Source organism: Dietzia sp. DQ11-71 (assembly GCF_014144995.1).
In the GTDB taxonomy this organism is placed as follows: domain Bacteria; phylum Actinomycetota; class Actinomycetes; order Mycobacteriales; family Mycobacteriaceae; genus Dietzia; species Dietzia kunjamensis.
This window is the reverse complement of record NZ_JAALDT010000168.1, coordinates 1-13047: the sequence shown is the minus strand read 5'-3', so window position 1 is coordinate 13047 and position 13047 is coordinate 1. Positions and strand designations below refer to the sequence as shown.

At 70.0% G+C, this 13047-nt stretch carries 15 protein-coding genes; 5 read left to right on the top strand and 10 right to left on the bottom strand.

What is annotated here, in order from left to right:
• The coding region (locus G6023_RS07035) for a lycopene cyclase family protein (protein WP_241727739.1) at window positions 1–574 on the top strand (574 nt) is incomplete at its 5' end.
• Here the strand turns inward: G6023_RS07035 and G6023_RS15940 are convergent.
• The 9 genes from G6023_RS15940 to G6023_RS06995 all read right to left on the bottom strand — a co-directional run bounded on the left by G6023_RS15940 (window position 536) and on the right by G6023_RS06995 (window position 7955).
• Window positions 536–955, bottom strand: coding sequence for a DUF8692 domain-containing protein (locus G6023_RS15940; RefSeq protein WP_241727738.1), 420 nt, complete (start codon window positions 953–955; stop codon window positions 536–538). The two genes, G6023_RS07035 and G6023_RS15940, sit on opposite strands and share 39 nt — an antisense overlap.
• A gap of 33 nt (window positions 956–988) precedes the next feature.
• The gene (locus G6023_RS15935; protein WP_241727737.1) at window positions 989–1390 is read right to left on the bottom strand and encodes a hypothetical protein; all 402 of its coding nucleotides are present in this window, start codon (window positions 1388–1390) and stop codon (window positions 989–991) included.
• Window positions 1391–1526: 136 nt separating this feature from the next.
• Window positions 1527–1985 (bottom strand): metal-sulfur cluster assembly factor, encoded by a 459-nt coding sequence (locus tag G6023_RS07025; RefSeq protein ID WP_371517556.1) that lies wholly within the window; start codon window positions 1983–1985, stop codon window positions 1527–1529.
• 17 nt (window positions 1986–2002) lie between these two features.
• The gene (gene sufU / locus G6023_RS07020) at window positions 2003–2455 is read right to left on the bottom strand and encodes a Fe-S cluster assembly sulfur transfer protein SufU (protein ID WP_120283272.1); all 453 of its coding nucleotides are present in this window, start codon (window positions 2453–2455) and stop codon (window positions 2003–2005) included.
• Window positions 2452–3711 carry a cysteine desulfurase gene (locus tag G6023_RS07015; RefSeq protein ID WP_120283274.1) on the bottom strand — a complete coding sequence of 420 codons (1260 nt, stop codon included), beginning with the start codon at window positions 3709–3711 and terminating at the stop codon, window positions 2452–2454. Before G6023_RS07015 ends, sufU begins: the two co-directional genes overlap by 4 nt.
• A gap of 18 nt (window positions 3712–3729) precedes the next feature.
• Window positions 3730–4500 carry a Fe-S cluster assembly ATPase SufC gene (gene sufC, locus G6023_RS07010; protein WP_067716304.1) on the bottom strand — a complete coding sequence of 257 codons (771 nt, stop codon included), beginning with the start codon at window positions 4498–4500 and terminating at the stop codon, window positions 3730–3732.
• Between the two features lie 55 nt (window positions 4501–4555).
• Complete coding sequence (gene sufD / locus G6023_RS07005) at window positions 4556–5764, bottom strand: Fe-S cluster assembly protein SufD (protein ID WP_182634683.1); 1209 nt, start codon at window positions 5762–5764, stop codon at window positions 4556–4558.
• Between the two features lie 5 nt (window positions 5765–5769).
• Window positions 5770–7221, bottom strand: coding sequence for a Fe-S cluster assembly protein SufB (gene sufB, locus G6023_RS07000; RefSeq protein ID WP_119191701.1), 1452 nt, complete (start codon window positions 7219–7221; stop codon window positions 5770–5772).
• On the bottom strand, window positions 7218–7955 hold the full coding sequence (locus tag G6023_RS06995; protein ID WP_120283282.1) for a helix-turn-helix transcriptional regulator: 738 nt from the start codon (window positions 7953–7955) through the stop codon (window positions 7218–7220). The genes sufB and G6023_RS06995 overlap by 4 nt, the downstream gene beginning before the upstream one ends.
• 156 nt (window positions 7956–8111) lie before the next feature.
• Between G6023_RS06995 and mptB the strand changes: the two genes are divergently transcribed.
• Genes mptB through G6023_RS06975 form a run of 4 tightly spaced genes read left to right on the top strand, consistent with a single transcriptional unit; the run spans window position 8112 to window position 12469 of the window.
• A complete protein-coding gene (gene mptB, locus G6023_RS06990) occupies window positions 8112–9698 on the top strand; it encodes a polyprenol phosphomannose-dependent alpha 1,6 mannosyltransferase MptB (RefSeq protein WP_182634681.1) in 1587 nt (528 codons plus the stop codon).
• A 25-nt stretch (window positions 9699–9723) separates the two neighbouring features.
• Window positions 9724–10659, top strand: coding sequence for an ABC transporter ATP-binding protein (locus tag G6023_RS06985; RefSeq protein WP_120283286.1), 936 nt, complete (start codon window positions 9724–9726; stop codon window positions 10657–10659).
• Window positions 10656–11447 carry an ABC transporter permease gene (locus G6023_RS06980; protein ID WP_120283288.1) on the top strand — a complete coding sequence of 264 codons (792 nt, stop codon included), beginning with the start codon at window positions 10656–10658 and terminating at the stop codon, window positions 11445–11447. Before G6023_RS06985 ends, G6023_RS06980 begins: the two co-directional genes overlap by 4 nt.
• A 38-nt stretch (window positions 11448–11485) precedes the next feature.
• Window positions 11486–12469 carry a COX15/CtaA family protein gene (locus G6023_RS06975; protein ID WP_132061403.1) on the top strand — a complete coding sequence of 328 codons (984 nt, stop codon included), beginning with the start codon at window positions 11486–11488 and terminating at the stop codon, window positions 12467–12469.
• Between the two features lie 162 nt (window positions 12470–12631).
• Here G6023_RS06975 and G6023_RS06970 read toward each other — a convergent pair.
• On the bottom strand, window positions 12632–13047 hold a 416-nt coding region (locus tag G6023_RS06970; RefSeq protein WP_347570739.1), incomplete at its 5' end, for a hypothetical protein.

Genomic DNA, 13047 nt, shown 5'->3' with positions numbered 1-13047 from the left:
TCCCGCCGTCCTGGCGAGCCGGCTCCGCTCGAGACTGGCGGGCCGGGGGGTGTCCCCCGCGGCGATCGCGTCACCGCTGTCCGTCGAGCGCGTACGGATCCCGCTCCTGCCCCGCTCCGGGCTGCCGAAGGACCCGCGGGTCGAGGCGTTCGGGACCGCCGGTGGCCACGGGCACGCGGCGACGGGGTACTCGGTGGCGGCGATGTTGGCGGCGGTGCCGGCGGCGGTGCACGCGATCGAGGCGGGATACCCGTTGCCGGCACCGCGGTCGCCGCTGAGCACGGCCCTCCACGGTGTCGGACTGCGTGTCCTCCTGCGGGCCGATGACGGGACCCTGCGGGCGCTGTTCAACGCCTTCGGTCGACTCGACGGTCGCCGTCAGCGCTGGTTCCTCGACGCCGCCAGCCCCTCCTACCAGGTGGCCGCCGCCATGTGGGGCATGTGGTTCTCCATGCCCGCCCGGAACAAGTCCGGGATGGTCGCGGCGGTGCTGCGCCCGTCGGCTCGTACGTCGGGCGGGGGTGTACCGATCACCTCAGCCGGAACGCGGACGGTACCCGTCGAAGGTGAGTGACAGGCCGCCCGGACGCCGCGAGAGGTGGAACATGGTCGACAGCGCCACGGCCGCGACGGCCACGGCCACGAGTTCGAAGGTCTCCTCGATGTACATCAGGACGAGATAGGGCGTCGACATGCCGGCGTCCGCGCGGTGGACGAGACCGGTCAGGCTCTCGATGACGATCGCGCCGGTCAGGAAGACCGCGGCCGAGAGGATCAGTGCGAGAACCACCCGACGCTTCAGCGCCAACACGAGGCGGATCAGCAGCGCTCCGACGACCAGCGCGATGATCGCGCCGGGGATCACCCAGTTGTAGAAGGTGTCGAACGGCAGGTACGGGGCCATCCTGTCCCCCACCACGAACAATCGCTCGTGCAGGGCGGAGGCCTCGTCCACCGAGGCGGTGACGCCGACCGCGGCGAAGAGCCACTACGACTTCCGGAACCTGTCGGCGGTGAGAGCGGCGTGGGCGGCGAAGATACCGACGAGGAGCCAGATCGTCGAGGCGAACCACACCGCGATGTTGCCCTCGGCGCCGATGTCGAAGGCCGTCCACAGGAGGTTCCAGGTGTGCCAGGGCTGGTCGCTGCCCGTGCGGTGGACCATGAGGAGCAGGAAGCCGGACAGCGGCGCGAGCAGGATCGACGGGGGCAGCACCACCCACGCGGTCGCCTTGGTGAGACTCATCGTCCGGGCCCGGGCCCGGGCCCGGTCCTGAGAACCGGCCGCGGCGTCCGCCGCGCCGCGGTCCTCATCCGACGGGGTGTCGATCGGGCCGCCGGAGGGTCCGCCGACCGGACGGTCTGACGGTCGGTCAGCGGGGCGAGACATGTATTCAGCGTAAACGGCCGGTGAACGGAACAGCCAATCAGGTCGTCTGGCCCCCGGCCGGAAGAACGACCCGGACACGAAGAGCGCCCGCCCCCTCTCGAGGGGGCGGGCGCTCTGTCGCGTGACCGGGGCGCGGCTACACCGTGAAGCCGATGGCGCGGAGCTGCTCGCGGCCGTCGTCGGTGATCATCTGCGGTCCCCACGGCGGCATCCAGACCCAGTTGAGCTCGAGGTCGTTGACGAGATCGGCGCCGATCGTCGCGCTGCGGGCCTGATCCTCGATGACGTCCGTCAGGGGGCAGGCCGCGGAGGTCAGCGTCATGTCGACGCGGGCGATCGTCGAGCCCTCGGTCTCACCCGGGCGAACCCAGATGTCGTAGACCAGTCCGAGGTCGACCACGTTGATCCCGAGCTCGGGGTCGACCACGTCGCGCATGGCCTCCTCGAGGTCGGCGACGAGGGCCAGGTCCTCCTCGGACTGCTCCGGCCGGTTGGGGTCGGGGCGGAACTCGCCGTTGTAGACGGTTCCGGCCGGGGTGGCGTTCTCCTCGGTCGACGCGGACTCGTCGACCGACGGATCGTTGGCAGGGGTCATCTGCTCGGTCATGTCACTCACTCCTGATGGTGTTCGGTCTGTCGGCCGAGGGCGTCCTTGAACGCCATCCAGCCCAGCAGTGCGCACTTGACGCGCGCGGGGTACCTCGACACCCCGGCCAGCGCCACGGCATCGTCGAGGATCTCCTCGTCGCCCTCGTCCTGTCCGCGGGAGGAGATCATCGCCTGGAAGGCGTCGACCACCTCCAGCGACTCCGCCACGGGACGGCCGACCAGCAACTCGGCCATCATCGAGGTCGAGGCCTGGCTGATGGAACATCCCTGCGCGTCGTAGGACACGTCCTCCACGGTGGCGAGATCGTCGGACAACCGCAACCGCAGTGTCAGCTCGTCGCCACAGGTGGGATTGACGTGGTGCACCTCGGCGCCGAAGGGCTCCCGCAGTCCGCTGTGCTGCGGACGGCGGTAGTGGTCGAGGATGACCTCCTGGTACATCTGCTCGAGTTTCACGTGAGTGCCCCTTCCACTCCGAAGAACTGCTGGGCCCGGCGCAGGGACCTCGCGAGAGCCTCGACCTCGTCGAGGGTGTTGTACAGCGCGAACGAGGCCCGCACGGTGGACTGCACGCCGAGACGCCGGTGCAGCGGCCACGCGCAGTGGTGCCCCACTCTGACGGCCACACCGTCGTCGTCGAGCACCTGGCTCACGTCGTGGGCGTGGATGCCGTCCACGACGAAGGAGACGGCGCCGCCGCGCGAGACCATGTCCGTCGGGCCGACGATCCGGATCCCCGGGATCTGGCCGAGGGCGTCGAGCGCGGCCACGGTGAGGGACTCCTCGTGGCGGGCGATGGTCTCCATCCCGACCCGCTCGAGGTAGCGCACCGCCGCGGCGAGCCCGACCGCCTGGGACACCATGGGCACCCCGGCCTCGAATCGCTGGGGCGGGTCGGCGTAGGTCGTCTCCTCCATGGTGACGGTGGAGATCATCGACCCGCCGGTGAGGACCGGGGGCATGGCCCGCAGCAACTCGCGCCGGCCGTAGAGGACGCCGATGCCGGTGGGCCCGAGCATCTTATGGCCGGAGAACGCCGCGAAGTCGACGCCGAGGGCGTGGAAGTCCACCGCCATGTGCGGTACCGACTGGCAGGCGTCCAGCACGACGAGCGCGCCGACGGCCCGGGCGGACTCCACCACGCGGGCGACGTCCGTCACCGCGCCGGTGACGTTGGACTGGTGGGTCAGTGCGACGACCTTGACGGCGTCGGTGAGCTCGAGCGAGTCGAGGTCGATCCGACCGTCGTCGGTCATGCCGTACCAACGCAGCGTGGCGCCGGTGCGTCGGCATAGCTCCTGCCACGGCACGAGGTTCGCGTGGTGCTCGAGCTCGCTGATGACGACCTCGTCCCCGGGGCCCACCGCGTACTCGCCGAAGCGCTGGTCACCAAGGGCGAAGGCCACGAGGTTGAGCGCCTCGGTGGCGTTCTTGGTGAAGACCAGCTCGTCGACGTCGGCACCCACGAACCGCGCGATGTCGGCACGGGCGCCCTCGTAGGCGTCCGTCGCCTCCTCGGCGAGTTGGTGCGCACCGCGGTGGACCGCCGCGTTGGAGTGCAGCAGGAAGTCCCGCTCCGCGTCCAACACCTGCATCGGGCGCTGCGAGGTCGCCCCGGAGTCGAGGTAGACCAGGGGCTTTCCGTCACGGACCGTGCGCTGCAGGATCGGGAAATCCGAGCGCACGGCGGTGAGATCGAGGGTCGAGGTCATGTTCTCCCAGCTGTCCGGTCAGGCGTTCGCCGGCGTCAGGTACTTCTCGTACCCGTTCGCCTCGAGCTCGTCGGCCAGTTCTGCGCCACCGGAGGCGGCGACGCGGCCGTCGACGAACACGTGGACCTTGTCGGGGGTGATGTACTTCAGGATGCGGGTGTAGTGCGTGATGAGCAGGATGCCGCCGTTCTCCTCCGCCTTGTAGCGGTTGACACCCTCGGAGACCACGCGAAGCGCGTCCACGTCGAGGCCGGAGTCGGTCTCGTCGAGCACGGCGATCTTCGGCTTGAGCAGATCCAGCTGCAGGATCTCGTGACGCTTCTTCTCGCCGCCGGAGAATCCCTCGTTGACGCTGCGCTCGGAGAACGCCGGGTCGAAGTCGAGGTCGGACATGGCCTCCTTGACCTCCTTCACCCAGTGGCGGAGCTTGGGGGCCTCACCGCGGACGGCGGTGGCCGCGGAGCGCAGGAAGTTCGCGGTGGAGACCCCGGGGATCTCGGTCGGGTACTGCATGGCCAGGAACAGGCCGGCGCGGGCCCGCTCGTCGACCTCCATCGACAGGACGTCCTCGCCGTCGAGCGTCACGGTGCCGCCGGTGACCTCGTACTTGGGGTGGCCGGCGATGACGTAGGCGAGGGTGGACTTGCCGGAGCCGTTCGGCCCCATGATGGCGTGGGTCTGGCCCGACTCGATGGTCAGGTCGACCCCCTTGAGGATCTCGACGGTCTCGGGAGAGTCCTCGGTCGCGGCGACGCGGGCCGTGAGGCCCTTGATCTCGAGAGTGGTCATGGGTAGTGCTCGCAATCTGTGTGAGAAGTCGTGGGGGATGTACTGGCGGGGCTCGTCAGATGCCGGAGGACTCCAGCTCCAACTCGACGGCCTCGGTGATCCGCTCGCGCACCTCCGGAACGCCGATGCGGTTGATCACCTCGCCGAAGAACCCGCGGATCACGAGTCGTCGTGCGACGTCCTCGGGAATGCCCCGGGACATGAGGTAGAACAACTGCTCCTCGTCGAACCGTCCCACGGCGCTGGCGTGGCCCGCACCGGCGATCTCGCCGGTCTCGATCTCCAGGTTCGGGACCGAGTCGGCGCGGGCACCGTCGGTGAGTACAAGGTTGCGGTTCATCTCATACGTGTCGGTGCCCACGGCCTGGGCGCGGATCAGCACGTCACCGATCCACACGGTGTGTGCGTCCGGCAGGCTCGACTTGGCGTCGCCCTGCAGCGCACCCTTGTAGAGGATCCGCGAGGTGCAGTTGGGCTCCGAGTGGTCCACGAGAAGACGGTGCTCGAGGTGCTGCCCGTCGTCGGCGTAGTACAGGCCGTTGAGGGTGACCGTGCCGCCGGGGGCGGTGAACCGTGCGAACGGGGAGACGCGCACGAGCTCGCCACCGAACGTCACCGTCGTGTAGGTCAGTGTCGCGTCGCGGCCGACCTGTAGGTGGTGACCCGCGAGGTGCAGGGCATCGTCGTCCCAGTCCTGGATGAGCACGATCTCGAGGTGGGCGGAGTCGCCGACGATGAACTCGACGTTCTCGGCGATCGTTCCGCCGCCACGCTGGTCCACGACGAACGTGGCGTTGGCGAACGCCTCGAGGCGGACCTGGGTGTGGCCGTAGGCCAGTTCGCCCTCGCCCGGGCCGTCGACGGTCACGTAGACGGGCTCGTCGATCACGGTCTCCTTGGCGACCGTGATGACGGTGGCCTCGGAGGCGGAACTGAACGCCTGTGCGGCGACGCGGTCGCGGGGTGCCCCGGCCTCGCCGACGCGCTTGTCGTCCATGGCGACCGTCTCGACGGTCAGACCGTCGTGCTCGGCGACGGACGCCAGCAGGCGACCGGTCGCGGTGATGTTGGAGCCGTCGTGGATACCGCGCAGACGACGCAGCGGGGTGAACCGCCAGATCTCGTCCTTGTGGCTGGGTACCTCGAAGGCGCCCACGTCGAACGACGAGAACTGGTCGCCCTTGGTGGCGTCGACGGGGACGCCGTAGCGGTCCGTCAGGGGTGCCGGGGTGGACCCGGTCTCGGGTGCGGTGGTGTCGGTCATGGTGGTCAGCCCACCGATCCTTCCATCTGCAGTTCGATCAGGCGGTTGAGCTCGAGCGCGTACTCCATCGGGAGTTCCTTGGCGATCGGCTCGACGAAACCACGCACGATCATGGCCATCGCCTCGTCCTCGGCCAGGCCGCGGCTCATGAGGTAGAACAGCTGGTCCTGGCTCACCTTGGAGACCGTGGCCTCGTGCCCCAGCGTGACGTCATCCTCCCGGATGTCGATGTAGGGGTAGGTGTCGGACCGGCTGATGTTGTCGACCAGCAACGCGTCGCACTCGACGTTGGACTTCGAGCCCTTCGCGCCGGCGTTGATCTGGACCAGACCGCGGTACGCGGACCGCCCGCCGCCCCGAGCCACCGACTTGGAGACGATGTTCGAGGACGTGTTGGGCGCCAGGTGCAGCATCTTGGAACCGGTGTCCTGGTGCTGGCCCTCACCGGCGAACGCCACGGAGAGGACCTCGCCCTTGGCGTGCTCACCGGTCAGCCAGACCGCCGGGTACTTCATCGTCACCTTGGAGCCGATGTTGCCGTCGATCCACTCCATGGTGGCGCCCTCTTCGGCACGGGCACGCTTGGTGACGAGGTTGTAGACGTTGTTCGACCAGTTCTGGATGGTCGTGTAGCGGCACCGGCCGCCCTTCTTGACGACGATCTCGACGACCGCGGAGTGCAGGGAGTCCGACTTGTAGATCGGCGCGGTGCAGCCCTCGACGTAGTGGACGTAGGCGCCCTCGTCGACGATGATCAGCGTCCGCTCGAACTGGCCCATGTTCTCGGTGTTGATCCGGAAGTACGCCTGCAGCGGGATGTCCACCTGCACGCCCGGCGGGACGTAGATGAACGAGCCACCGGACCAGACGGCCGTGTTGAGGGCGGAGAACTTGTTGTCACCGGAGGGGATGACCGAGCCGAAGTACTCCTCGAAGTACTCGGGATGCTCCTTGAGCGCCGTGTCGGTGTCCATGAAGATGACACCCTGGCTCTCCAGGTCCTCACGGATCTGGTGGTAGACCACCTCGGACTCGTACTGCGCGGCGACGCCGGCCACGAGCCGCTGCTTCTCCGCCTCGGGGATGCCGAGCTTGTCGTAGGTGTTCTTGATGTCCTCGGGCAGGTCCTCCCAGCTGGTGGCCTGCTTCTCCGTGGAACGGACGAAGTACTTGATGTTGTCGAAGTCGATACCGGACAGATCCGAACCCCAGGTGGGCATCGGCTTCTTGTCGAAGATCTTCAGGGCCTTGAGCCGCTTGGAGAGCATCCAGTCGGATTCGCTCTTCTTGGCGGAGATGTCACGCACGACCGCCTCGGACAGGCCGCGCTGCGCGGTGGCACCGGCGTCGTCCGAGTCGTGCCAGCCGTAGTTGTACTGGCCGATGGAGGCGATTCGTTCCTCATCGGTGGTCGGCTCCGTGACGTCGGCCGTCACCTGATCGGGGGTGATGGTCATCGCACTGTCCTTTCGGCGGTCGGTGCCGACGCGGACGCGTCGGCCGGTGCAGGGATCGTGGCCGCGAGGTCACTCACGGTCACGGTCCCGGTCGGGATGTTGGTGGTGCAGGCGCAGTTTCCGCCCGCGATGGTGGCGAGCCGCTGGACGTGGGTGCCCACTATCTCGGACACCACCTCCTGCTCGGCAGCGCACAGTTCGGGGAACCGGGAGGCGACGTTCCACACCGGGCAGTGGTGCTGGCAGATCTGCAGGCCGGTGCCCGCCTCCTCTACGGAGGACGCGTAGCCGGCACCGGACAGCGCGGTGGCGATGTCCGTGGCGGCGCGCTCGACGTCGTGCGGGCCCTCGGCCGGACGGACGTGACCGATCACCGAGCGCACCCGCTCGCGGGCGAACTCCGTGACCGCGGCCGTGCCACCGATACGACGCAGGGCGGTCAGGGCCTCGACCGCCAGGTGGTCGTACCCGTGGCGGGCGGTGCTGCGGCCGGAGACCGTCATCTGGAACGCCTTGGCCGGGCGACCGCGGGTTCCCGCCGGCCGCGAACGGACGGCCTCCACCTCGCCGGCCTCGACCAGATGGTCCAGGTGTCGCCGGACACCGGCGGCGGTGAGCCCCAGTTCGTGTCCGATCTCGACGGCGGTGAGTGCTCCGCGCTCCAACAGGAGTTCCCGGATCGACGAGCGGGTGTCGGGCCGCGTGCTGCTCTCGAACACGTGCTGCACGCTCATACGCCACTCCCTTCCGGTTATGCTCGGTGCGCCCGGTCGGGACGCACCTACTGATATTACGCAACACTTCTGTTTCGGAAATATTCCCCCCACCCCCGGGCGCGCCGCCGGGGTGAGGTGTGCGACGACAGCGGCGGTGGAGGAAGGGTCGGGACTGTGGCACGCGATTACCCCAGGCGTGGTGCCGGGTCGGTCACCTCTCGCCTCCACGCGCAGGAGCTGTCCACCGGGTCCCCGTTGTCCGCGGAGATGGCCCGCCTGCGCCGCATCCGTCTGATCGGCACCACCGCCGCCGTGGCGATGGCGATCGGGGCGCTCGGGGCCGGCGCGTTGCCCGTCCTGCAGAACCCGATCGCCGGCGAGCGACTGTTCGGCCTGTGGCTGCGCCTGCAGCAGTCCTCGATGACGGTCGTCATGGCGGGGATGGTCACGGTGACCCTGTGTTGGCTGCTGCTCGCCCCGTACGTGCTCGGGCGGGATCGGCGGGGTCGGATCAGTGGTCGGATCGACCGCGCGACGCTCGACCGGGTGATCGCGTCATGGGCGCTCCCCCTCGCGCTGGCGCCGCCGATGTTCAGCCGGGACGTCTACAGCTACCTGGCCCAGGGGGCGATCGGCAACGAGCTCGACGATCCCTACGAACTCGGTCCGGTCCCGGCACTGGGGACCTCCCACGCGCTCACCATCAACGTCCCGGACATCTGGCGTGATACGCCCAACCAGTACGGACCGTTGTTCCTGGGGGTGCAGAAGGTCATCCACGGGCTCACCGGCGACGACGTGGTGGCCGGGACCATCCTGCACCGGGTCGTGGCCGTGATCGGGATCCTCATGCTGGGCTGGGCCGTCCCACGGCTCGCCGAGTACTGCGGCGTGTCCGACGTCGCCGCCCTCTGGCTGGCCGTGGCCAACCCCCTGGTCCTGTTCCACCTCGTCTCCGGCATCCACTCCGAGGCGCTGATGATGGGCCTGCTGGCGGTCGGGCTGGTGCTGGCGCTGCGCGCAGTGGACGCCCCCGGATCCGGGTGGCGCACCACCTCGCTGTTCATCTTGGGCACCGTCCTGGTCACCGGATCGGCCCTGGTCAAACTCCCCACGGTGGTGGCGTTGGGGTTCATCGGCATGGCCCTGGCGCGCCGGTGGGGTGCGAGCTGGTCCGCCACCCTGCGCGCGGCGTCGGTCATGGTGGCGGTGAGCGGGGTGACCACCGGGGTGGCGATGATCGTCACCTCGTCCGGCCTCGGCTGGATCACCAAACTCGGGGCGGCCACCTCGCTGCGCAGCTGGCTCTCCCCGCCCACCGCGCTCGGTGTGATCGTCGGCGGGATCGGGCAGTATCTCGGGCTCGGGGACCACACCGAACAGATCCTCGTCATGGTGCAGACCGTCGCCCTGGTCGTGGCCGGCGCGTTCACCGTCCGCATGCTGTTCGCGGTCCAGGCGGGTCGGATCAACCCGGTCGGTGGGCTGGGGGTGTCCATGGCCGCGATCGTCCTGTGTTTCCCCGTCGTGCAGCCCTGGTACGTCCTGTGGGCGCTGGTCCCGTTGGCCGCGTGGGCCTCACGGGTGGAATTCCGCCTCCCGGTGGTGGCCGTGAGCGCGGTGCTGGCCTGCTTCACCCTCCCGCCGGGTGCGGGACTGCCCCCGTTCGTGACCGTCCAGGCCTGGGCGGCGACCGTGGCGGTGGTCGCCGTCCTGCTCGTCGCACTGTTCCGGTGGCCGGGGCTGTTGCGCTTCCGCTAGCCGGACCGGCCTACACTCGGATCCCGTGACCTCTCCGACGGATACGCCCGCGCTGCACGTCGAGGGGCTCGTCAAGAGGTTCGGGGCGACCACCGCCGTCGCCGGCCTGGACCTGCGACTCGAGCGCGGGCAGGTCATGGCACTTCTGGGGCCCAACGGGGCGGGCAAGACCACCACGGTCGAGATCTGCGAGGGATTCGCCCGTCCCGACGCGGGCACCGTGCGGGTGCTGGGCCTGGACCCGGTCATCGATCGTCAGCGGGTCCGCAGCCGCATCGGGATGATGCTCCAGGGTGGCGGCTCCTACCCCGCCGCCAGGGTGGGCGAGATGCTCCGGCTGGTGGCGTCCTACTACGCCGATCCCCTCGATCCGGACTGGTTGCTGGGCGAACTCGGACTCACCGAGCACGTCCGGACCCCGTACCGGCGCCTGTCCGGCGGCCAACAGCAGCGGCTGTCCCTGGCGATCGCGGTCATCGGCCGGCCGGAGCTGGTCTTCCTCGACGAGCCGACCGCCGGTCTCGACGCCCAGTCGCGCCGGGCCGTGTGGGACCTCGTACACGCGCTGCGTCGCGACGGCGCCGCGGTGCTGCTCACCACCCACCTCATGGACGAGGCGGCCTCGCTCGCCGACGAGGTCGTGATCGTCGACCACGGCCGACGCGTCGCCTCCGGGACGCCCGCCGAACTCGAACGCGCCGGGACCGCGGAGGGCGTCACCCTCGTCGTCGACGGCGAGGTGTCCCCGTCGCTGCTCGCCGGCGTCCTCGGTGGGGAGCACACGGTCGCGGCGGGGACCGCCGCCGGCGTCCTCGAGGTCCACGGCCCGGTCTCCCCCGAACTCATGACCGCCATGTGTGCAGCCCTCGAGCGTGCCGGCGTCCAACTCACCTCCCTGGCCACCCGCACCAGGAGTCTCGAGGAGGTCTTCCTCGACCTGACCGGACGGGAACTGCGATGACCCACACCCAGACCGGCGGCAACCGCTTCGCCCCCGGCACCTTCGCCCGCCCGTCGGCGCCGGCGTCCCCGGCCCGGATGACCGCCGCCCAGACCCGTATGGAGCTGGCCCTGTTCCTGCGCAACGGTGAACAGCTCCTCGTGGCCCTGGTCATCCCCGTCGCCATCCTCTTCGGCCTCACCGCGATCGACTTCGGTGCGGTACCGGATCCGCGGGTCGATCACGCGATCACCGCGGTACTGACCATCTCGGTCATGGGGACAGCCTTCACCGGCCAGGCGATCGCCGTGGGCTTCGACCGCCGGTACGGCGCCCTCAAACGTCTCGGGGGCACCCCCCTGCCGCCGGCGGTCATCATCCTCGGCAAGATCCTCGCGACGCTCGTGCTGGTGGCCGGCCAGGCGGTCGTCCTCGGCGTCATCGCGGCGCTGCTGGGATGGCGGCCCGAACTCCCGGGGCTGGCGCTGGGGGCGCTCGTGATCGCCCTGGGATCGGTGGCGTTCTCCGCCATGGGGCTCCTACTCGGGGGCACCCTGCGTGCGGAGATCGTCCTGGCCCTGGCCAACCTCATCTGGTTCGTCCTCATCGGGGGCGCCGGACTCGCGATCGGGGTGGTCGACCTCCCCTCCGCGGTGGCCGACCTCCTCGTCGTCGTCCCCTCCTACGCGCTCACCTCCGCGCTGGGCACGGCGCTCGCCGGCGGCGTCCCCGCCCTGGCCGCGCTGTCCCTGGTCCTCTGGACGGCCGTGTGTGGCGGATTTGCCGTGCGTCACTTCTCGTTCACCTGATAGCAGACCCCGGCGCGCCGCGGCCTAGAATCGGGGCCGTGACCTCGACATCGCACGCCCCGACCTCCGGAACCCCGGCCGCGAGCGACCCCGGGCGATCGACCGGACCGTTGTCCCGCCTGCCCGTTCCGTCGATCCGGGTCCAGAAGGGCGTCGCGCTCGCCAACGTCATCGCCCAGATCGGCATCATGACCACCGGCGTCACCGTGCGCGTGACCGACTCCGGTCTGGGTTGCGAGACCTGGCCGCAGTGCAACGAGGCCAGTTTCGTGCCCGTCCCCGGCGCCGCACCGGCGCTGCACCAGGCGGTCGAGTTCGGCAACCGCCTGCTCACCTTCGTCCTCGCGGCGGTCGCCGTGGCGCTGCTCCTCGCCGTGTACCGCGCCGGGCGCCGCCGCGGCCTCAAGGCACTCGCCTGGGCCATGCCGGCGGGCATCCTCGCCCAGGCCGTGATCGGCGGGATCACCGTCCTGGCCGGCCTCGTCTGGTGGACCGTCGCGCTGCACCTGCTGCCCTCGATGATCCTCGCCTGGCTCGCCGCCGTCCTCTTCGTCCGCATCGGCGAGGCCGACACCGCGCCGCCCCGACGGGTCATGCCCAAGCCCATGACGTGGCTGACCGTGCTGTCGGCCGTCCTGCTCACCGGGGTCCTCACCACCGGGACGATGGTGACAGGGGCCGGACCCCATGCCGGCGACGCGCGCATCACCGCGGCGGATCGACTCCAGTTGCCCATCCAGTGGCTCGTCCACTTCCACGCCGAACTCATGGTGGGTTACGTCTGCCTGCTCATCGGGTTGCTGGCCGGGCTCGTCGCGCTGCGGACGGAGGGCCCCGCGATCCGTCGGAGCGCGATCCTCATCGGACTCATCGCGGCGCAGGCGGTCATCGGGATCACCCAGTACCAACTCGGGGTGCCCGAGCTGCTGGTCGTGGCGCACGTGACCCTGGCGGGTGCGATCACCGCCGTCACCGGCGCCCTGTGGGCGGCGGGCGTCATCCGGGACCGCGTGCCGGCCTGACAGGGTCGCCGACCCGAGTAGGGTCGCGGGGTACGCGTCGCCTCTGTACGGGTTACGGCCCGGTGCGCGTCCTCTCCGGTCCCTTCGGGGCGCGCACCAGGCCGACCGAAGAAGCAACGGCGACCCCGCCGATCGGCGGGGCCGCCGTTGTCGCGCGGGAGGTCAGACCAGGGAGCCCGATCCGGCCATGCGCTTCCAGTGTCCGGCGGGGACATCGGTACGCGAGACCAGCTCGCGCGTCCAGTCCGATCCGGTGAGGCCGGAGATCCCGTCGCGGACCGCCTCGGCCTGCGACAGGCTGTCGACCATCGTGTCCCCCAGCACGCCGTCGGCGCCGACCAGGGTGACGCGGACCCCGCAGCGGCCCACGGGCTGGAGGACGACGTCCGCCGCGCCGCCGTGCCGGGACAGGAACTTCTCGACGAACTTCACCGTCTTGGCCGGTGGGGTGGGACCCGCCGGCACCGGCGCCGCTTCGATCTTCTCGGCGGGTGCCTTCTCGGTCGGCTGGACCTCCGCGGCGGCCGGCTTCTCCGACTCCTGCGCCGCGGGCTCGTCGGCCGGGGGCACCGCCGCCG